The 18,679-nt window shown below is 57.4% G+C and carries 18 protein-coding genes; 10 read left to right on the top strand and 8 right to left on the bottom strand.

The window, feature by feature from the left end:
* Positions 1–99: 99 nt before the first annotated feature.
* The 6 genes from IEN85_RS07085 (at position 100) to IEN85_RS07060 (ending at position 6,022) form a co-directional block, all read left to right on the top strand.
* Positions 100–747, top strand: coding sequence for a response regulator transcription factor (locus IEN85_RS07085; protein ID WP_191616384.1), 648 nt, complete (start codon positions 100–102; stop codon positions 745–747).
* 35 nt (positions 748–782) lie between these two features.
* Complete coding sequence (locus IEN85_RS07080; protein ID WP_191616383.1) at positions 783–1,199, top strand: response regulator; 417 nt, start codon at positions 783–785, stop codon at positions 1,197–1,199.
* Positions 1,200–1,402: 203 nt separating this feature from the next.
* Positions 1,403–1,675: a 30S ribosomal protein S15 gene (gene rpsO / locus IEN85_RS07075; protein WP_191616382.1), complete on the top strand. Its 273-nt coding sequence runs from the start codon at positions 1,403–1,405 to the stop codon at positions 1,673–1,675.
* Between the two features lie 286 nt (positions 1,676–1,961).
* Entirely contained in the window at positions 1,962–4,181 is a 2,220-nt protein-coding gene (pnp, locus tag IEN85_RS07070; RefSeq protein WP_191616381.1) for a polyribonucleotide nucleotidyltransferase, read from the top strand.
* 100 nt (positions 4,182–4,281) lie between these two features.
* A complete protein-coding gene (gene surE / locus IEN85_RS07065; protein WP_191616380.1) occupies positions 4,282–5,052 on the top strand; it encodes a 5'/3'-nucleotidase SurE in 771 nt (256 codons plus the stop codon).
* Positions 5,053–5,080: 28 nt separating this feature from the next.
* The gene (locus tag IEN85_RS07060; RefSeq protein WP_191616379.1) at positions 5,081–6,022 is read left to right on the top strand and encodes an FkbM family methyltransferase; all 942 of its coding nucleotides are present in this window, start codon (positions 5,081–5,083) and stop codon (positions 6,020–6,022) included.
* Here IEN85_RS07060 and IEN85_RS07055 read toward each other — a convergent pair.
* A complete protein-coding gene (locus IEN85_RS07055; RefSeq protein ID WP_191616378.1) occupies positions 6,002–6,622 on the bottom strand; it encodes a hypothetical protein in 621 nt (206 codons plus the stop codon). The two genes, IEN85_RS07060 and IEN85_RS07055, sit on opposite strands and share 21 nt — an antisense overlap.
* A 252-nt stretch (positions 6,623–6,874) precedes the next feature.
* Here IEN85_RS07055 and IEN85_RS07050 point away from each other — a divergent pair, with 252 nt between their 5' ends.
* Positions 6,875–8,026 carry a phosphoserine transaminase gene (locus tag IEN85_RS07050; protein ID WP_191616377.1) on the top strand — a complete coding sequence of 384 codons (1,152 nt, stop codon included), beginning with the start codon at positions 6,875–6,877 and terminating at the stop codon, positions 8,024–8,026.
* A 66-nt stretch (positions 8,027–8,092) separates the two neighbouring features.
* Here IEN85_RS07050 and IEN85_RS07045 read toward each other — a convergent pair whose 3' ends face one another.
* Genes IEN85_RS07045 through IEN85_RS07025 form a run of 5 tightly spaced genes read right to left on the bottom strand, consistent with a single transcriptional unit; the run spans position 8,093 to position 13,141 of the window.
* On the bottom strand, positions 8,093–8,764 hold the full coding sequence (locus IEN85_RS07045; protein ID WP_191616376.1) for a YoaK family protein: 672 nt from the start codon (positions 8,762–8,764) through the stop codon (positions 8,093–8,095).
* Positions 8,765–8,767: 3 nt separating this feature from the next.
* The gene (locus IEN85_RS07040; RefSeq protein WP_191616375.1) at positions 8,768–10,237 is read right to left on the bottom strand and encodes an FAD-binding oxidoreductase; all 1,470 of its coding nucleotides are present in this window, start codon (positions 10,235–10,237) and stop codon (positions 8,768–8,770) included.
* A 42-nt stretch (positions 10,238–10,279) separates the two neighbouring features.
* A complete protein-coding gene (gene murJ / locus IEN85_RS07035) occupies positions 10,280–11,800 on the bottom strand; it encodes a murein biosynthesis integral membrane protein MurJ (RefSeq protein ID WP_191616374.1) in 1,521 nt (506 codons plus the stop codon).
* A gap of 54 nt (positions 11,801–11,854) precedes the next feature.
* A complete protein-coding gene (locus IEN85_RS07030) occupies positions 11,855–12,532 on the bottom strand; it encodes a hypothetical protein (RefSeq protein WP_191616373.1) in 678 nt (225 codons plus the stop codon).
* A gap of 24 nt (positions 12,533–12,556) precedes the next feature.
* A complete protein-coding gene (locus tag IEN85_RS07025) occupies positions 12,557–13,141 on the bottom strand; it encodes a DUF4013 domain-containing protein (protein WP_191616372.1) in 585 nt (194 codons plus the stop codon).
* A 46-nt stretch (positions 13,142–13,187) separates the two neighbouring features.
* On the opposite strand from IEN85_RS07025, the gene IEN85_RS07020 reads away from it, so the two are divergent.
* From IEN85_RS07020 to IEN85_RS07010, 3 genes are all read left to right on the top strand, one after another.
* Complete coding sequence (locus tag IEN85_RS07020) at positions 13,188–14,066, top strand: polyprenyl synthetase family protein (RefSeq protein WP_191616371.1); 879 nt, start codon at positions 13,188–13,190, stop codon at positions 14,064–14,066.
* An 80-nt stretch (positions 14,067–14,146) separates the two neighbouring features.
* Complete coding sequence (locus IEN85_RS07015; RefSeq protein ID WP_191616370.1) at positions 14,147–14,998, top strand: glycosyltransferase family 2 protein; 852 nt, start codon at positions 14,147–14,149, stop codon at positions 14,996–14,998.
* Between the two features lie 83 nt (positions 14,999–15,081).
* Positions 15,082–16,281, top strand: coding sequence for an aminotransferase class I/II-fold pyridoxal phosphate-dependent enzyme (locus tag IEN85_RS07010; RefSeq protein WP_191616369.1), 1,200 nt, complete (start codon positions 15,082–15,084; stop codon positions 16,279–16,281).
* Between the two features lie 39 nt (positions 16,282–16,320).
* On the opposite strand, the gene IEN85_RS07005 is transcribed toward IEN85_RS07010, so the two are convergent.
* Both IEN85_RS07005 and IEN85_RS07000 read right to left on the bottom strand, forming a co-directional pair.
* A complete protein-coding gene (locus IEN85_RS07005; RefSeq protein WP_191616368.1) occupies positions 16,321–17,412 on the bottom strand; it encodes a glycosyltransferase in 1,092 nt (363 codons plus the stop codon).
* 154 nt (positions 17,413–17,566) lie between these two features.
* Positions 17,567–18,658, bottom strand: a complete 1,092-nt coding sequence (locus IEN85_RS07000) for a hypothetical protein (protein WP_191616367.1) — start codon at positions 18,656–18,658, stop codon at positions 17,567–17,569.
* Positions 18,659–18,679 lie beyond the last annotated feature (21 nt).

The raw sequence follows: 18,679 nt of genomic DNA, 5'->3' as shown, positions 1-18,679 counted from the left end.
GCCAATACTCAAGCCCTTTTTCTACTCTCGGCGCAGCGTCGGCCCGATTGTAAAAATAAAACGCAAAATGCTAATCTGTGGCAGCTTAATAACTGCCTCATGATCCTAGTAAATCCTCCCAAAGAAATTCTCTACATCGACGAACACCCCGTCTGCCACGCCGGCCTGCAAGCCTTTATCGAAGCCAGTCCAAGCCACGTGCTCGCATACGCCGCTCCATCCATCGACGACCCTGACTTGCCGGACTCCGTCGACCTGGCCATCATAGAGATCACTTCCACCCACCCCCGAGGCATCGCTGCCGTCCGCGAGCTGAAGCAAAAGTACCCGCATGCTCGCGTGCTCGTGCTCAGCAGCTACGACGAATGCATCTATGCCGACCGCTGCCTCAAGGCCGGCGCCAACGGCTTCATCATGAAAGCCGCTCCGCTCTCCGAGCTAAAGCACGCCATCGAAACCGTAACCGAAGGGGAGCTCTACGTGAGCGAAAACGTAAAGTCACTCATGATCAATCGACTGGCAAATCCCGGGGCCAGCGAAGGCTCCGCGTCCTTTCATAACCTCTCCGACCGCGAGCTTTTGATCGTCGAGCAAATCGGCATGTCAAAAAACAATAAAGAGATAGCTCAGGCGCTGCAAATTAGCGTAAAGACGATAGAGTCCCATAGATCTCGAATCAAAGCGAAGCTTCGCTTGGACAGTCCGCAGGACCTCATGCGGTACGCCATGCGAATGCACTACCTGTAAAGTCCCTCAACCATCCCAACGTCCTTCTCTTAAAAGTGAACTCATCAGCATCCTCCCGAAACGAATGTCAAAAAGCGCTCCTCGCGGAGGATGACTCCCTGATTCGGGAACTGGTCGCCCACTACCTGCAAAAGCTAGGCTACGAAGTCTGCGAAGCGCCAAACGGGGCGGTCGCCTTGGAACTGCTCGAGGCAAACGCTGGGAATTCCTTCGACTTGATCGTGACCGACTTGCTCATGCCAAAAGCCAGCGGCGAGACGGTAGTCAAGCAAGCGAAAGCCAAGGGCGCCTGCGATCGCTTCCTTATCATGTCAGGCAACCCTGTCGGTCCGCAGGACAAAAAACTGGGCATCGGCGCCCATTCCCGCTACATCGAAAAGCCCTTTACCTTCGGCGATTTCGAATCGAAACTTCACGCCTTGGTGGAAGAACCGATCCCTCAGGGAGCTTAGAGCGCATTTTGTTATTGCGCCCCCGAAGAATTCCCCTCTTTTAGACCGCTTTCACGTCAGAGTCTAGCGGCTACACCGCTCTACTCCGCGGAAGCTTCTCCCCTGAGAAGTCAGCGTCTAACCCAGCGAAAACTTGGTTAGGGACCGGCCCAACTGCCTGTCCGAACTTCCGTGCTCATTCGAAACACAAAACGAACACACAAATGGCTAACAGCAAATCAATCGACAAGGCCCAGATCATTGGCGACTTCAAGACTCACGACTCCGACACCGGATCCTCAGACGTTCAGATCGCCCTTCTGTCGGCTCGCATCAACCACCTGACCGAGCACCTCCGCACGAACCGCAAGGACTTCCACACGCGCCGTGGTCTCCTCGCCCTCGCCGCTCGCCGTCGCAAGCTTCTCAACTACCTGAAGAAGACTGACCTCGAGAAGTACAACGAACTTCTCCAGCGCCTCAACCTCCGCAAATAATTGCGGCCACCAGCGAAGAACCAAATCACCGGTCAGACATTGCAAACACAGCGATGATGATCCCCTTTCAAGCCTGCGAATTTCCGTTCGCGGGCTTTTTCGCTTTCCCAAATTTAGAACCAACTAAGTAAAACACCCGCGACGACCCGGCAGAACCCGATCCGTTTGAGGAAATTTCTGCATGTCGCGCCTCGCCCCTCGCGTGGTCGCCACATCCCGAAATCTCTTCAGATTTAGACCGATCCCGTTCGCCGAGTCGTCTCACACAAAGACGTAAAAGAAATAAATGATACAGAAACATAGCATCACCGTAGACGACCTCGACATCACATTCTCCACCGGCGACGTAGCGAACCTCGCCTCCGGCGCCGTGACCGTCTCCACCGGCGAAACCAGCCTCTTCGTTTCCGCTACCGTCGCCAAGACCGTGCGCGAAGGCCAGGACTGGTTCCCCCTCACCGTCGACTACCGCGAAAAGTACACCGCTGCCGGCCGCATTCCAGGCGGCTACTTCAAGCGCGAAGGCCGTCCTTCCGAAAAGGAAATCCTCACTTCCCGCCTCTGCGACCGTCCTTGCCGTCCGCTCTTCCCGAAGGGCTTCCTCAACGAAGTACAAATCATCGGTTTCCTCCTCTCCGCTGACCAAGTAAACGACGCGGACATCCTGATGGTTAACGGCGCCTCCGCTGCCCTCGCCATCTCCGACATCCCTTGGAACGGCCCCATCGGTGCCGTACGCGTCGGGCAAATCGACGGCCACTTCGTCGCCAACCCAACCATCGAAGAGCAATACGCTTCCGACCTCGACCTCATCTACGTCGGCACCAAGGAAGAGATGCTCATGATCGAAGGTTCCGCGGACCAGATCCCAGAAGACCGATTCCTCGAAGCCCTTCAGTTCGCCCACGAAGCCATCCAGCCCATCATCGCTGGCATCGAGCAACTCCGCGCCGAAGCCGGCAAGGAGAAGAAGACCTTCCCGCTTTGCGTCCTCGAAGACGAAGTTCGCCAGATCGTCAACTCCCTCGTTGGCGGCCGCATCGGCGAAGCGTGCGCCGCTGGCGACAAGCAAGAGCGCAACGCCAAGATCGACGAGCTCAAGGTTCTCGCCGAAGGTGCCCTGCAGGAAAAGTACGGCGACGACTACAATCCCGCCCAGCTCAACATGGCGATGGAAGAGCTCCTCGAGCACACCTACCGCAAGTCCATCCTCGACAACGGCGTCCGCGCCGGAGGCCGCAAGCCAAACGAGCTCCGCGAACTCAAGTCCAAGGTCGGCGTCGTACCTCGCGTACACGGTTCCGCCCTCTTCTCCCGTGGTGAAACCCAAGGTCTCGTCCTCACCACTCTCGGTCCAGCAAATCAGGCCCAGTCGCTCGACGCCATCACCGGCGGCCCGACCACCAAGTCCTTCATGCTGCACTACAACTTCCCTCCCTTCTCCGTTGGCGAAACCGGCCGTTTCGGTTCCCCTGGTCGTCGCGAGATCGGACACGGCGCCCTCGCTGAGCGTTCGCTCCTGCCCGTCGTTCCTTCGGAAGACGTATTCCCGTACTCGATACGCATCAGCTCCGAGATCATGGCTTCCAACGGATCCACTTCCATGGCATCCATCTGCGGCGGCTGTCTCTCCCTCATGGACGCTGGCGTGCCCATCACCGATCCCGTCGCCGGTATCTCCGTAGGCCTCGTTTCCGAGTTCGACGAAAACGGCAAGCCCGGTAAGCACCACATCCTCACCGACATCCTCGGTGAAGAAGACCACTTCGGCGACATGGACTTCAAGATCGCCGGTACCAAGAACGGTATCACCGGCTTCCAGCTGGACCTCAAAATCAACGGTCTCCCCTTCGACATCGTCAAGGCCTCCGTCGCTCAGTCCCGCGAAGCTCGCCTGCAAATCCTCGAAAACATGGCCACCGCGATCGCCGCGCCACGTGAAGAAGTTGCAGCAACCGCTCCACGTATCACCACCGTCCAGATCAACCCTGAGAAGATCGGCGCCCTCATCGGCCCAGGCGGCAAGAACATCCGCCGTATCGTCGAAATCACCGGCGCTCAGGTTGATATCAACGAGGACAACTCCGGCCGCGTGAACGTCTACGCCACCAGCGAAGAGTCCATGAAGCGCGCCCTCCACGAAATCGACCTCGTTTGCGGCGAAATCGAAGAAGGCAAGATCTACCGCGGTATCGTCAAGGCGACCAAGGAATTCGGCTGCTTCGTGGAAGTGCTCCCCGGCCAAGAAGGCCTCGTGCACATCTCCGAGCTCGCAGACTTCCGCGTCCGCAAGACCGAAGACGTCTGCAAGCCAGGCGACGAAATGGTCGTCAAGTGCCTCGGCGTCGACGAGCGTGGACGCGTTCGCCTCTCCCGCAAGGCCGCTCTCGAAGAGCTCGAAGCTCGCCGCGCCGCTAAGGAAAAGGCCGAAGCTGGCGAAGAAGAGCCAGCTGCCGAAGCTCCCGAGGCAGCTGAAGAGCCAAGCGAAGAAAAGACCGAAGCGTAGTCTTCAATCAATTACAGCGCCCAAGGCCTCACGCCTTGGGCGCTTTTTTGTTGGTAGGAGCGAGCTTGCTCGCGATAAGACTACAAGCTAAACAACCGACATGCCAAAAATCCTCATCGTAAACGACGACGGGATAGACTCCCCGCTCCTGCTCGCTCTCGTATCCAGTTTCCAACGACTTGGCGAAGTCGTGGTCGCCGCCCCACGCTACGAGCAAAGCTGGGTCGCCAAATGCATGAGCCGCTTCAAGGACGTCGACGTCATCGAGCGTAAAGATCTACCTTGCGAAGCCTACTCCATCTCCGGCTCGCCCGCCGACTGCGTCAATCTCGCCCTCGGACACCTCCTTACCGAAAAGCCCCTCTGCGTCGTCTCCGGCATCAACGTCGGCCACAACGCCGGCCTCGCTTACCTGCTCTCCTCCGGCACCGTCGGCGCCGCCCTCGAAGGCGCCCTGCACGGCATCCCCTCGTTTGCCGCATCCCTCGGGCTCGACCGCGGCGATTACGACCGGCTAAAGGACAATCCCCAAGCCCTCGGCGAATCGCTCGGCGGCAAAGCGGAACTCGCCGCCGAGATCCTCGCCAACTTCGTGGAGAAGACCTTGGCGTCCACCGAGCCCAGCTACGGCGTGGTGCACAAGATAAATTTCCCCTCCGCCCCTATCGAAGAAAATACGGAAATCGTCCGCTCGAATCCAGCCCGCACGGAAGCCGGCAGCTTCTTCGCCCAAAAAGGAAACGCCTATCGCTTCACCTACTGCGAGCTCGGCGAAAACGAACCTGCTACGCCTACGGACCGCGAGACGCTCATCTCCGGCAAGATCAGCTACTCGCGCCTCGACTTTTCGCAACTCGGACGCATTGTGTAGGCACAAGCATTGCTTGGCTCACTTCACGATGCCACAAGTCAGCCGCGCCCTCAAACGAGTCTTCCTGAGCCTGATGCCAGAAGCCAAGCTCCTCGCATACCTCGAAAAACACCCAAACGCCCGCAAGGCTGCTCCCAAAGGCATGCAATTCGTCTTCGACGGCTACCTCGGGAAATTTCGGGTAAACATCGATACCAAGTACAAGGTCGAGCGCATCATGTGGACCGGCAAGTTCGAGGAAAAGCTCGTCGCTCTAGCCAGCCAACGCGTGAGCGAAGGGTCCGTCTGCTTCGACGTCGGCGGCAACGTGGGAGCCATCTCCATCGCCTTGGCCGACAAAGTTGGCGACAGCGGACGCGTGCACACCTTCGAGCTTAATCCCACCAATTTCGGCCGCCTATCCGCGAACCTAGCCCACAATCCCGAGCTAGAGAAGCGGGTCACCCTCAACAACGTGGGCATTTCCGACCAGCCCGGCACCCTATTCTGGAGCGAAGATCCCGGCAACCCGGGCAACGGCATGCTTGGCGAAAAGGGCGACATCGAGTCCAAGGTCATCAGCCTCGACTCCTACTGCGTGTCCAACGCCATCGAAAAAATCGACTTCATGAAAGTCGACGTTGAAGGGATGGAGCTTCAAGTGTTCAGAGGAGCCGAGAACGCTCTCAAGAGGTTCAAGCCAACTATCTATTTCGAGACGCTCAGCCGCTTTTCCTCCGACGGAAACGAACAACTTCGACCGCATCGAAACCTACCTCGTGTCCCTCGGCTACGTGATGAACAAACTGCACGCCGACGGAACCGTCTCCCCCGCCAGCATTCGCCAAGCCGGATCCTATACCGTCGCGGTGGCAAAATAAAAACGGCAGGCGACCGGCGTACCCGTCCTTCCTGCCGCTCAGAGAACGCCGCACCAGTCGAAGACTCGCCCGGCAGCCATTTGCTGAGGCTACATCGGCTGGTCGGATAACGCCTCGAATCGCTCCGCCAATTCTGCCCGCTGCGCCAGCAAGTCAGCGGTCTCCGGTTCCAGCTCCTTCATTCGCGCCAACACCGTGTCTTGAAATTCTTGATAGCTCTCCCGCACCGCCGGGTCCGAGCTTACACTTTGCACAACGGGATTGATCTCGTTCCTTAGCCCCTTGAACTCGTCAAGCTTCTCGACGAATTCGGGAGATCGCTCCTCCGGAGCCATGCGCAGCTGAGGATTGCCGCTCAACGCTTCGATCAACTCGTCCTGGCGCTCGAACTTATCTTCGATAGCGGGCGACTTTTCGATCGCAGCCTTCTTCAACTCCTCGACGTAATCCGCCTCAGCAGCCTTCGGCCCCGCATGCAGCATCGCTTGCTTCTCCACAGCATCGATCCGCTGATCGATTTCCAACAGCTGGCGACGCACTGCGGCTAATTCGCTTTCGGGCTCGCTAGCCACGCGCTCGATCTCCAAATCCTTCAGGCTCTTCGCCCTTGCCGAACCTGCCAGCAAGGCAAGCGTGGCTGCCGTAAATCCGGCGACTCGGGACAGGCGAGAGATTCTCATCAGCGTTCCGCTGCTTGTTTTAGTCAACATAGGTACAGTACTTTCTATTTTTGGGTTAACTGGCAGCGAACCTCTACGTTCGAAACGATCCTCATGACCCCATTCGGAACAACAGAGGAACTGCCGCTTGGCAACGACTAGGAGCGATCTCCACTGTTCCAAAAAAGTCGGAATCCATCCGTGGCCTTCCCCATGCATGGAAAAAAGTCGCCCCGTGGCGCCTGCCATTGACAGCTTCGCCCGCCGCACCTAGACAAGCCGCTCCTTTAACCTAACACGCGAATGAAACCCGCAATCAAACCGAATCGTCCTTACTTCTCATCGGGCCCCTGCTCGAAGCGTCCGGGCTGGAGCCTCTCCGCCCTCGAAAACGCGTTGGTCGGGCGATCCCACCGCGCTAAAAACGCGAAGGCTCGCATCGAAGAAGTGATCGACCGCTCCAAGAATATCCTCGGACTGCCCGAGGGATACGTTTGCGGCATCGTTCCAGCCTCCGACACAGGTGCCGTCGAAATGGCGCTCTGGTCCCTGCTTGGCGCCCGCGGCGTCGACATGATGGCCTGGGAGTCCTTCGGTTCCGGCTGGGTGACCGACGTCATCAAACAGCTCAAGCTGGAAAACGTCACCAAGCACGAAGCCGCCTACGGCGAAATTCCCGACCTCGCAAAAGTCAATTTCTCCAACGACGTGGTCTTTACTTGGAATGGCACCACTTCTGGCGCCAAGGTTCCCAACGGCGACTGGATCCCTAGCGACCGCGAAGGCCTCACCATCTGCGATGCGACCTCCGCCGTATTCGCGATGGAACTACCTTGGGAGAAGCTCGACGTAGTAACCTACTCTTGGCAAAAAGTCATGGGCGGCGAAGCAGCCCACGGCATGCTTATCCTCAGCCCTCGCGCCATCGAACGTCTCGAGTCCTACACGCCCGCATGGCCGCTACCTAAGATTTTCCGCCTCACAAAGGGCGGCAAGCTGATCGACGGAATATTCACCGGAGCTACCATCAACACCGTATCCATGCTTTGCGTGGAAGACGCTTTGGATGGACTCAAGTGGGCCGAGGAAATCGGCGGACTTCCCGCCCTGATCGAGCGTTCCGACGCCAATCTCGCTGCCATCGAAAAGTGGGTTGAGCAAAGCGACTGGGCTGGATTCCTTGCCGAAGACAAGTCCATCCGATCCAACACTTCGATCTGTCTCAAGATCACGGATACATGGTTCACTTCCCTACCTGCTGAAGAGCAAGCGGCGGCGGCGAAGAAGATCGTTTCTCTTTGCGACGCTGAAGGCGTAGGCTTCGACTTCGGAGCCTATCGCGACGCGCCAACCGGATTCCGCATCTGGGGCGGCGCCACCGTGGATACGGCAGACATTGAAGCCCTGCTGCCTTGGCTAGACTGGGCATACGCAGAAGTCAAAGCCGGCGCCTAACCTCAAGGGAGGCCACAAAGTCGCTTTAAATCAACAAAACGGTCACTCGCTCGAGTGGCCGTTTTTTTATGCCTCCTTAAGCCGACGCTTAACAACACTCCAAACCAGTCCGCCAAAGAAATAAGCTCCACCTGCCACGGCCAACCACGGCAAGTCATATTTCAGGACGGCAAATGCGCCTATCAACGATCCTACGAAGAATGACAGGCAGAGAAAAAGCGGCACCATCATCCTCCAAATCTCTAGACGATGCCCCCTGATCCACATTCCAGTCATAACCCCCAAGTCAGTGAGAAGCCCTGTCATATGAGTGGTTCGAAGAACCAAACCGCGATACTTCGTCGCCAGAGCGTTTTGCAAACCGCAAGCAAACCCCGCGATTCCAATCGCAAACACCTCACTCGCCGACGCAACGAGATACGCCGCGACCAGAAGTATCCCAATTCCCGATACGATTCGGCCATAAGGCTTCGCCAACTCCAATTGCGGATGATGCAGCAGCATGCCCGAGACCAAAGCGCCGAGCACGAATCCCAAAGTCGCCATGCACACCAAATAAAAGCTGTGTCGATGGACAGCGTCGACGCTTGCAAAATCCGCAGCCAACCGAGAGATATCTCCCGTCAGGTGGCTGGCAGAGGCCCCGGTATTCAGCAAGAAACCGACATTAACGAAGGCCGCACCGAAAGCTAATATGCAACCGCCGAGCAGCACGTAGCGCGGTGGTACTTGATGCATCGCCTAGGACTCTTTCTTCGCAATCGGTTTCTTGTCCCAAGGAAGCTTCACCTTCTCAAGCGCCTTGTCCCAAACTTCATAGGGCTCGAAAATCTTGCCGGGATTGAGGATCCCCTTCGGATCAAGCGCTTTCTTGATCGCCTTCATGGCACCGATCTCCGCCTCGTTGCGAGCCACCGTCATGAATGGAGTCTTCGCCAAACCAATGCCATGCTCTCCAGAAATAGTGCCTCCAAGCTCGCAAACCTTCTTCATGAGATCCGCTACCGCTCCCTTGGCCCGCTTGCACTCTTCCTTGTCGCTGCGCGTATACATGATGTTGACGTGGAAATTTCCGTCCGCCGCGTGGCCGAAAGTCGGAGCGTTGATCTTCCACTTCTTTTGCATCTGCTTGAGGAAACGGGCAAACTTGGCCTGACTCTCCAAGGGGACGACGATGTCCTCGTTGATCTTGGAATCGCCCATGGAAAACATGGCCGGCGAACAGGCGCGACGCGCAGACCAAAGCACCTCCGTCTCCTTTTCCGTCCTCGCCTCGCGATAGGCTAGACCGGTCGCTTTCGCCCACTCGATAGCCTTCTTCTTGTCAGCGCGCAACTGCGCCGCATTGCCATCGAACTCCACGAGGAGCAGCGGCTTGAGCGACAGACCCTTGAATAACTTAACTCCAGCTATTTCTTCCGCGCAGTATACCGAATTGCTGTCGAGAAACTCTAAAATCGACGGATTGTGCCCGTCTCCCAGGAGCTTCTGCACCGCTTGCAGGGCCTTGAGATCGGAATCGAAAGCCACGAGGATCGTCCACTTCTTCTCAGGCTTCGGAAGCAAACGCAGCACCGCTTTCGTCACGACTCCCAAGGTTCCCTCGCTGCCGATCCACAAATCTCGAATATTGTACCCGGTAGCGAATTTCTTGTATTCGCCGCCCCATGACACCTTTTCTCCAGTCGGAAGAAACCCTTCCAACGCCAAGACGAAATCACGGGTTACACCATACTTCGCGCACCGCATGCCTCCCGCATTGCAAGCGATATTGCCGCCAATTGTACTGTATTTAAGAGACGACGGATCAGGTGGATAAAAGAGCCCTAACTCCTCGGCAGCCGCTTGAATCTGACCAACAACTGCGCCCGGCCCCACGATGGCCATCGACTTCGTCTTTTCTATCTTGATTCGATTCAGGTTCGATACGTCCAAAACCCAGCCTCCTTTGGCTGGAGCCGCTGATCCAGTAAGAGACGTGCCAGCTCCGCGCGTCGTAACCGGCACCCTGAATTCGTTAGCAAGTTGCAAGGTAGCGCCTACATCCTTTTCGCTGCGAGCGATCACCAAAGCATCGTACGCGAAGGCGAGCTTGAGGCTATCAAACGATGCCATGTACTTGGCATCGCCTTCAAGCTTCACCTTCCTAGTGCCCAAAGCCTCCAGAAGCTTTTCTGTTGCCTGCTGACGTTTCTTAGAAATCCGTGCCATAACCCGCAGCACTAGAGCAGACCCACGAAGAATCGCAATCGTCTAGTTCAACAGCCGCTTCAGCTTCGCGCCCATAAGCTGCAATCCTAGGAAATACACGGAAATGCCTGCTAAAATCGGCGCCATTACCATGATTAGATTTCCGACTAAGCCATCCTCGCAGCGAGTGGACAACCACCCAGACACTGCCACCACAATAAAGCCCATTAGAGCCGCCGCCATCGCGATGCGGGCTACGTCCCCAGCAAGCGACTTCAGACTCGTATCCAAATTCTTGCGACCTAGCTGCATGTGAAGCATCACCGTTTGCACGATCGCGGCGAAATTAGTAGCCACTGCAAGGCCAACCGCCCCGTAAGGACCCATCAAAAGCAAACTCAACACAACGTTCACACCAAAGGCCACCCCAGCCGCAACAACCGGCGTTTTGGTGTCTTTCAAAGAATAGAACGCCCGCGTCTCCACCGATACGAAAGAGTAAAACGGCATCCCCACCGCAAAGACCCAAACCAGCGGCACCGTCGCGCCCGTGTCGTTCTCCGAAAAAAGCCCACGCTCGAACAGCAATCCCACGATATCCGGAGCCAAGGCGCAAAGTCCCACCGCGGAGGGCACTGCCATGAGCAAGCACAACAAAATGCCACGACGGTAGGTCTGAGAAAAGTCACCCATCCGCTTTCCCGCGACCGCGGCGGTCAGGCTTGGAAATACCACGGTGGAGATTGCGATCGCGAAAACCCCGACCGGCAACTCCACCAATCGATTCGCGTAGTACAGCAAGGCCGCCGCGGAATCGCTGACGGAAAAGGCGAGTCCGCGACTCACCATGATATTGATTTGGAATACGGCCGCTCCGAAGATTCCTGGAATTGTCAAGATCGCCACTTCTTTCACCCGCGGCGATATTCCCAAGTCAAACGTCGGTCTCCACCCCTCCTTCATCAGGGCGAAGGCTGGGACCAACATTTGCAAGGAGCCGCCCACCATAGCCCCGCCACAGAGCCAATAGGTCTTCGTCTCCAAGTCGCCACCAAGATACCAGCCCGCGATTCCCAGCGAGAGAACGATGCTCGTATTCAACCAAACAGCAGTAAGAGCCGGTATTCCGAAGCGGGAAAACAGGTTCAGGGCGGCCGACAAAATAGCTGCTACGCATATCAGCAGGATATACGGAAATACGATCTGCCCAAGCTTGGCGGCAAGTCCCCACTTTTCCGATACATCGGACCGCAGCAATAATTCCAAACCGCCCAGCACGACGAAGGTGATTGCGAGGCAAACGAGCACTAGCCAGCTAAGCGTCTTGTTGACCAAGTCATGAACCGCCGCGCGCCCTCGCTCTTCCAACTCCTCGCTCAGGTTTGGCATCAACGCCGCCGTCAACGCCCCTTCTCCCAGCAAACGCCTGAAGAGATTCGGCAGCGTGAAAGCGGTGATGAAGGCGGAGTTCCAGACGGACGCGCCCAGCATGTAGCTGGTCGTCATGTCACGCAGCAGCCCCACCACACGAGAAAGCATGGTAAACGCCGAAACCAGCCCGATACGTTTAGCGAGAGCAGCCATCAGCTTTTGTCAGCGAACCGTTGCGGCAAACCGAGATTCGCTGCGATTCAAACTCTAGGCGCGGCGCAGGCCGACTTCCGTGATGAGCTTGCCCGACTCGACCTCGATCGCTCGGATGTTTTGCCACATCTCCAGCACTTCTTCCGGCCACGGGGTTTCCGCGATCTTCGACTCGATCATAGAGCTGACCAAGCCTGCCATGCCTGGGATAGGGAGCGAATTGATGCGCAAGGACTTCACCTTGAATTCCGGCCCTTCATCCGTGTTGTCGAACCCCACATTAGCCATCACCATGAACTCGACCGGGCTCCCGCTTTGATCGACCACGATCTTGAGCGAGGTGTAGATTTGATCCCCCTCGATCCGTACGTTGAACGGACTGACCTTGACCGGAGCCCCTTCCCCATCGACTGGCTCCCCGAAATCCAAGCTCTTGAAAAAGTAGTTCACTTCCCCCTCGGAGAAGGAAACAGGCCCCGGAGAGCGACGTTGGATCCGTCCTTTGCCGCTCCTCAGGTTTGGCGACTCGCCTCCATCCACGCGACCCGCCAAGTAATAAGTGTTGTAGTTGCCAGGCTTGGACAACAGAGCCGGATCCGGCACGCTAGAAGCGACGCTCACATTCTTGGAGAGCAAGAGGAACGCACCGAGAGCTATTCCGAGCGCAATTCCGGAGCACGCCGTGAAAATCAGAGTAGAGAGCTTGGGCTCCTTGGACTTCAGTTTTTTCATACGAGAGGTTAAAGGATAACGAGGCTAAGAACGGACGCGCTTTTCGAGATCTTTAAACGCGCAAGCCATTAAGTAGAAATAAAAGACCCCACCAAAAAAGAAGGGAAACGGAAGCAAAACGAGGCCCAACATGCAAAGACCGAGATAGGCTAAGGTCGGCACCGTGTAGCTGATCGCGCCCTTCTTGAGCATAATGCTGAGGGCTTCGGCGTTGAAGCAGTCCGAGATGTCCTGCTTCACTGAATACAAGTAAAGAGCGGCGCTCATAAGCGGACCCGCCATGAAGAGCACAGGTATCAATGGAATGCTCGCGATCATGCCATCGAAGGCAAACTCCGCGCAGAGCGTCACCACCGCGATAGGGAGCACCGCAAAAATCAAGCCGATCACCAAAAAGCGCAAGCCGTCCAGAAACAGGCCCTTGAAGTCTTCCCATTCAGGTAGCGAGATGCCCTTCTCGCTGCGACCTTGCTGGAAAATCTGGTAGAGATAACCGAGGGCGACGATGTTCACAATCGGGATCAGGCTGAGTACCCCGCCTAGGGCGCACTTCTTTAGCCAATTATTGTCTGAAAAGACTCGTTTAGATACTTGCTCGATTGTGGGCATTCCGGATGCTTTGGTTCTTTAACTGCCTGTAATACGCACATTTAAGATGGAGTTCAAAGAGAAATTACGAGCCTACCAAAGCGAAGTTGAATCCGCTGTAGAGCAATACCTACCCGCAGAGGTAACACGCCCCAGCCGCATCCACCAAGCCATGCTCTACAGCATGCGGGCCGGCGGGAAGCGCTTACGCCCCGTCCTCGTGCTGGCAGCCAAGCAGCTTTTCGGTGGGGACTTGAACGCCATGCCCGCCGCCATCGCGGTAGAAAGCCTGCATACCTACTCCCTTATCCACGACGACCTTCCTTCTATCGACAACGCCGATCTGCGCCGCGGCAAGCCCACCAGCCACAAGCAATTCGACGAAGCCACCGCCGTTCTCGCCGGCGACGCCCTCCTGACCTATGCATTCCAGCTGCTGGCCCGCCATTACGGAGACTCCCCTCAAATCTGCGCCAAACTGGTTGCCGAGCTCGCCGAAACCGCCGGCAGCGAGCGCCTGATCGGCGGCCAAATGGAGGACATTCTCGGCGAGGGCGCCCCGCTCTCCGAGGACACCCTAAATTTCATCCACCTCAACAAAACCTCCGCCCTCATCGAGTGCTGCCTCGTCATGGGAGGCATTATCGGAGGCGCCAGCGAGGCTCAAATCGACTTGCTGCGCTCCTACGGGCGCGAGATCGGGATCGCCTTCCAGATCATTGACGACATTCTCGACGCCACCAGCGACGAAGAAACCATGGGCAAGAGCATCGGTTCCGACGCCGAGCTCGACAAAACCACCTACGTCAAGCTGCACGGTCTGGAAAAGTCCCGCGAGTTCGCCCACGCCCGCACGCAGGAAGCCATCCGCATCTGCAGCACCTTGCCAGGCGATACCCAGTTCCTAGTCGGCCTCGCCAACTACCTCGAAAACCGTCTCCACTAAGCCCGCACCCATCAGTAGGGCTATCGCTTGCGATACGCCGCAACTTGCACGGTGCCCATCCGCATTTCGAGCCCCCAAAGATGTCGTCCCCGCAAGTCACCTTCGTTTCCTCGCTGCACGATTGCTTGAGCTACACTCAGGCCATGCTGCGCAGCTTGGAGGCGAGCGTCGACCTCGCCCGCCACCAGCTCGTCCTCATCGACGACGCCTCAAGCGACGGCACCTCCGACTTTCTCGACTCTCTGGAAAACCGGCCGGAAATCACCATCCTGCGAAACTCGGAAAACCTTGGGTTCGCCGCTTCCAACAACAAAGCCGCTGCCGCCGCTCGCCATCCCATTCTCGTGTTCATCAATAACGATCTCGAGTTTTCCGAGGGCTGGCTGGCTCCCATGCTAGAGGCCCTTTCCCACGCCCCCCAAGCCGGAGCCGTGGGAAACGTGCAGCGAAATTTCGCGACAGGACTGGTCGACCATGCCGGCATTTTCTTCGACTTGGACGGCCTGCCAACCCATGCCCACAAAAACCGCCGCCAGCCTCCTCGCGGAAAACTGCTGGAACGCAACGCCGTCACAGCCGCTTGCCTCGCCATCCGCGCCGAAACCTTCCGGAGCGTAGGCGGCTTTGACGAATCCTACCGCAACGGCTGCGAGGACGTGGACCTCTGCATGAAACTGAAAAAGGCCGGCTACCGCCTCTACGTCGCCCTCGACAGCGTGATTCGGCACCACATCAGCATCTCTCCCGGCAGAAACCGGCACAACGACCGCAACACGGAAACCTTTCGCCGGCGCTGGTCTTCCTACTCCAGGCAACTCGGAGAGAAAGAGTGGCCGCGTGAATACTTCCGGCGCTACGCCCGCTACTGGTGGCGTATGAACCCCAAGCTCGCCGCCAAAGCCTTGCTCATGCGCGCCGGCCTACGACACTAGTTCGCTTTTGCCTTCAATTCCCGCTTCAAGCGCGCAAGCTCCGCCCCCATCCACAAGCAGACCGGCCTTTTCCTAAATTCACGATGATCCGCAAGTTCCTCAAAACCAAGGCACGCAGCCCAATCGCCCGTCGCTGCGAGGACGACAAGCTCACCACCCTGCGACAAAAGTACGAGCTCTACTACCCCATCGCGGAGGCTCAAAACGGAACTCGTGTCACCATCGACGGCCAAGAACTGGTCATGCTCGCCAGCAACGAATACCTAGGACTCTCCCAACACCCGAAGGTCTTGAAAGCCGGTAAGGCCGCTCTTGAAAAATGGGGCAGCGGGACCATGGGGGCACGCTCGGCCAACGGCGGCCGCGGCTTCCATCGAGAACTCGAGGAGGAACTGGCAAGCTTCCTCGGAAAAGAGTCCTGCCACGTCTTTGCCGCAGGCTACCTCGCCTGCATGGCATCCATCACCGGGTTCGCCCAGCGGGGCGATATCATACTCGCCGACAAAAACCTGCATTCAAGCCTCTGGGACGGCATCCGACTCTCCATGGCAGAGGTCGAGCGCTTCAGCCACAACAACCCGCAACGCTTGCGGGACTTGCTAGAACAGCTCGACCCCCAAGCGCCCAAGCTCCTTTCCATCGAGGGAATCTACTCCATGGAGGGCCATATCGCCGCCCTTCCCGAATTCGTGGAAATCGCCAAGGAATTCCAATGCTTCCTCTCCCTCGACGACGCACACGGAATAGGCGTATTGGGAAATCAAGGACGCGGCACCGCTAACTACTTCAGCCTAACCGAAGAAGTCGACATAATCGCTGGCAGCCTCTCCAAGTCCCTCGCCAGCACCGGCGGATTCGTAGCTGGCGACGCCAGCTCCATCGAATATTTGCGAACCCATTGCAAGCAGTCGATATTCAGCGCCGCGATCAGCCCTTCGCAAGCGGCCTGCGCCCGCGCCGCCCTGGGAGTCATGCAAGACGAGCCCGAATGGAACGAGAAGCTGTGGTCCAACACGAAACGCTACAAGCAACTGCTCGAGGAACTGGAGCTCGATACCTGGCAGAGCGAAACCCCAGCCGTGCCGATCGTGCTCGGCGACCGCGAGCGGGCCTACTACTTTTGGAAACATCTCCGCGAGAAGGGCGTTTTCACCGTCATCTCAACGGCTCCAGGCGTTCCCCCTGGCAAGGATCTCGTGCGCACCGCCATTTCCGCGCGGCATACCGACGAAGACTTCGAACGCATCGAAGCGGCCCTACGCTACGCGAAGAAGAAGCTCTGAGTCCCCTCTAAGCACGCCCCATACCAGCGAGCGCGTGGTTCAAGCCTCCACTTCGACCCGCGGCTTGATGGTATCCAGCACTTCCTTGGCGGTCATCTGCCAAGTCGGCAATATCGAGGACTGAATCCCGTTCTTCAAATCGTCGACCAAATGGCGGTTCTCGATCAAACGACGCAATTGCGAGGCAAGATCCTCCGAATCCTCTGGCTTGAAGAAACTCACCCCGCCGAAGCGCGAAGTCTCCCGCACCGGCTGCAGCTTCGAGCTGAGCACCGGCAGCCCGCTCCAAAGCGACTCCAGCACCGGCAAACCGCAGCCCTCCGAACGGGACGTGAAAAGCATCAGGTCCATGGAAGGAATCAAGCGCTTCAGTTCCTCGTCCTCGATATGGCCATGCAATTTGATCGTACGCCCCGACTTGACCATGCGCTTGATGCGGCGTTCGATGTCCTTGCCGAAATACGGATTGGCGCGGCCGACGATATGCAAATTAAACTCGAGACCGTCGTCCCAGAGCCGACTGCACGCGTCCAGCGCCAAATCCTGCCCCTTGCGCTTTTCGATGATTCCCAACATGAGAACGTCGAAACTTTCTCCGCGCGTAGCCCTCGGAATCATCGGTTCGCTGAAAAGTCCGTCCGCTCCCAGCTGGATAGACTTTACCGAGGGCGAGTACTCGTAGCCCAGCCATTCCCAGTACTCCTCCAAGACGATGGAACTGTGCTGGGAAACCCCAAACACTCCATCGAAAAGGCTCAGCATCTTCATGTAGCTAGGGTGGCGCTGCACGCTGTGCGGCCAAGTAAACTCCGGATGGCGCAAAGGAATGGCATCGTGGAAGATCGCATAAGCCCGGCAGGTCGACGACTTGAGAAAGGCTTCGATTCCGGGACGTTCGAAATTGTTGAACAACTCAGCCGTCAAGAGGACGTCTTCGGGTTCGATGCTGAAAGCGCGGCCTAGGACCGGCGACCGAAAGCTCTGCTTCCGCTCGCTCCAAACGACTTCCACCAAATCATCCCCAAGAGCTTTCAACAGCTCCATTTTGAGGCAGTTCGAAACCCGTAACACTCCTGAATAATGGGACTGCTTGGATGCTTTGGTTACGTCGAATAAGAGGCGTCCTGACATGGGGGTACTTGCAAAATTGAAGCTTCCGTTTCCCTAACATGAGAGCCAGCCGCAATCTCTCAAGTCTCGAGCCTCATTTGTTATCCTTTTTTCCACGTCAGGCCCGAATCCCAAGGCGACTTCGTCTAGCGAAAACCGATGCTGGACAGGCCGCCTAATCTTCGGCGATCCGCAGGTAAAGGGAAGCCTTCCCCTGCGTCTCAGGAACCCTAAAGCTAGAACGCTCAGCAACCGCCTCCGCGCTTTCCACGAAAGTCCAAGAGCGGAGGTCCTCACTCTTCTCAACCCGGTAGAAGACGCCTGGTATCGACTCGAACTCCACTTCCAGGCCGATCCCAGGAGCGTAAGCCTTGCCTGTGATTTCCAGTTCCACAACTGCAGCTGCGGCGGGATCCCGATTGGCTCGATCCCCGAACAAATCCAAAACCTGCGCGTCCGACACCTCGAACCGATCCGAAAAGTCTGCCTCCGCCAAGGCTGACGGCACGCGTGGGCGGCGGAACCGAAAGTAGTCAACCGCCGCATTCAAGTCTGGGTTGTGTCCATCGATCGAGCTTCGGTTGTGCTCGAATGGATCCATCAACTCAATCGGACTCCAATCCGTGTAGGCCGTGATTCCCACCTGCAAAGTATCCGGCATGTCACTACGCCGGTAGCGACGATGCACTTCCCAATCCCTCCCCTCCAGCTTCCGAAGCACGAGAAAGACCTCCCCTATGCGCGCCACCTGTATGATCGCTCGCTGAGCCCCCTCGTCGATCTCCAAATGGGAAGAGCTGTTAACAGTGGACTTCACCTCAAATTGGTAGTGCCCCGGATTGTTGGCGGTGCCGAGGGACAGAAAAATATAGTTCTCGCCGTTGGCCGTCCACTCAGATGGTTGCGTCAGAGTATCACGCGGAGCGCGGGCCATGATTCCTGCCAGCGAGTAGGAAGAATTGGGAGCTCCCTCAAGGTTTCGGCCTCGCGGCTCTACCTCCATGGTGACAACGAAGTCGCCGGTAACCCGCTTGAACATAAGGATCCCCCTCCAGTCCCGATACCAAGAGCTCGTCTTTGGGACCATCGTCAGGTAGCCGCTGCGCGAAGCGTTGATGTCAAGCGACTCCATCTGGTCCGCCCCCCAACCTTCCACCTCGAAGATACGACTCCAAGCCGCTAGGGAGGACGCGTTGTCGAACTCGTCGCTCAAAGCCCTCAAGTCGTCGGCTAAGGAGCGAGTTGGACACGAAACAAGAAGTGCCATGAAAGAGAGAAGGATGAAGGA

The organism is Pelagicoccus enzymogenes (genome assembly GCF_014803405.1).
GTDB lineage: Bacteria > Verrucomicrobiota > Verrucomicrobiia > Opitutales > Opitutaceae > Pelagicoccus > Pelagicoccus enzymogenes.
Note: the sequence above shows the minus strand (reverse complement) of the source record. Positions and strands in the feature narration are given on the sequence as shown.

What these genes read in the sequence shown, in the direction of transcription:
- IEN85_RS07085 (WP_191616384.1), top strand. Translation starts at nt 100, where the DNA reads ATGATCCTAGTAAATCCTCCCAAAGAAATTCTCTACATCGACGAACAC.
- rpsO (WP_191616382.1), top strand. Translation starts at nt 1,403, where the DNA reads ATGGCTAACAGCAAATCAATCGACAAGGCCCAGATCATTGGCGACTTC.
- pnp (WP_191616381.1), top strand. Translation starts at nt 1,962, where the DNA reads ATGATACAGAAACATAGCATCACCGTAGACGACCTCGACATCACATTC.
- surE (WP_191616380.1), top strand. Translation starts at nt 4,282, where the DNA reads ATGCCAAAAATCCTCATCGTAAACGACGACGGGATAGACTCCCCGCTC.
- IEN85_RS07060 (WP_191616379.1), top strand. Translation starts at nt 5,081, where the DNA reads ATGCCACAAGTCAGCCGCGCCCTCAAACGAGTCTTCCTGAGCCTGATG.
- IEN85_RS07055 (WP_191616378.1), bottom strand. Translation starts at nt 6,622, where the DNA reads ATGTTGACTAAAACAAGCAGCGGAACGCTGATGAGAATCTCTCGCCTG.
- IEN85_RS07050 (WP_191616377.1), top strand. Translation starts at nt 6,875, where the DNA reads ATGAAACCCGCAATCAAACCGAATCGTCCTTACTTCTCATCGGGCCCC.
- IEN85_RS07045 (WP_191616376.1), bottom strand. Translation starts at nt 8,764, where the DNA reads ATGCATCAAGTACCACCGCGCTACGTGCTGCTCGGCGGTTGCATATTA.
- IEN85_RS07040 (WP_191616375.1), bottom strand. Translation starts at nt 10,237, where the DNA reads ATGGCACGGATTTCTAAGAAACGTCAGCAGGCAACAGAAAAGCTTCTG.
- murJ (WP_191616374.1), bottom strand. Translation starts at nt 11,800, where the DNA reads ATGGCTGCTCTCGCTAAACGTATCGGGCTGGTTTCGGCGTTTACCATG.
- IEN85_RS07030 (WP_191616373.1), bottom strand. Translation starts at nt 12,532, where the DNA reads ATGAAAAAACTGAAGTCCAAGGAGCCCAAGCTCTCTACTCTGATTTTC.
- IEN85_RS07025 (WP_191616372.1), bottom strand. Translation starts at nt 13,141, where the DNA reads ATGCCCACAATCGAGCAAGTATCTAAACGAGTCTTTTCAGACAATAAT.
- IEN85_RS07020 (WP_191616371.1), top strand. Translation starts at nt 13,188, where the DNA reads ATGGAGTTCAAAGAGAAATTACGAGCCTACCAAAGCGAAGTTGAATCC.
- IEN85_RS07015 (WP_191616370.1), top strand. Translation starts at nt 14,147, where the DNA reads ATGTCGTCCCCGCAAGTCACCTTCGTTTCCTCGCTGCACGATTGCTTG.
- IEN85_RS07010 (WP_191616369.1), top strand. Translation starts at nt 15,082, where the DNA reads ATGATCCGCAAGTTCCTCAAAACCAAGGCACGCAGCCCAATCGCCCGT.
- IEN85_RS07005 (WP_191616368.1), bottom strand. Translation starts at nt 17,412, where the DNA reads ATGTCAGGACGCCTCTTATTCGACGTAACCAAAGCATCCAAGCAGTCC.
- IEN85_RS07000 (WP_191616367.1), bottom strand. Translation starts at nt 18,658, where the DNA reads ATGGCACTTCTTGTTTCGTGTCCAACTCGCTCCTTAGCCGACGACTTG.